General features: G+C 67.9%; 1 pseudogene. It reads left to right on the plus strand.

Annotated elements, in window-relative coordinates:
- Nucleotides 1-218, plus strand: a pseudogene (locus PXJ20_RS33180) (glutathione ABC transporter ATP-binding protein GsiA); the annotation flags it as partial.

A 218-nucleotide genomic window follows, 5' to 3' on the forward strand; every position in this document is an offset into this window, starting at 1 on the left:
GGCAAATCTTCGGTACGCCATCTCACGTCTATACGCGTGCGCTGCTCGCAGCGGTGCCGCGGCTCGGATCGATGCGAGGAACGGATTTGCCGGCCCGCTTTCCGCTGCTCGCAGGCACAGATGTCGCGCCGATTCAGGCGGCCGCGCCGAGCGCTCGCAGCGCCCTCGACACCAAGGCGCAGGAGCGCGAGCCGATCCTGAGCGTGCGCGAGTTGACT

The sequence above is a fragment of the Paraburkholderia sp. A1RI_3L genome (assembly GCF_048957895.1).
In the GTDB taxonomy this organism is placed as follows: domain Bacteria; phylum Pseudomonadota; class Gammaproteobacteria; order Burkholderiales; family Burkholderiaceae; genus Paraburkholderia; species Paraburkholderia kururiensis.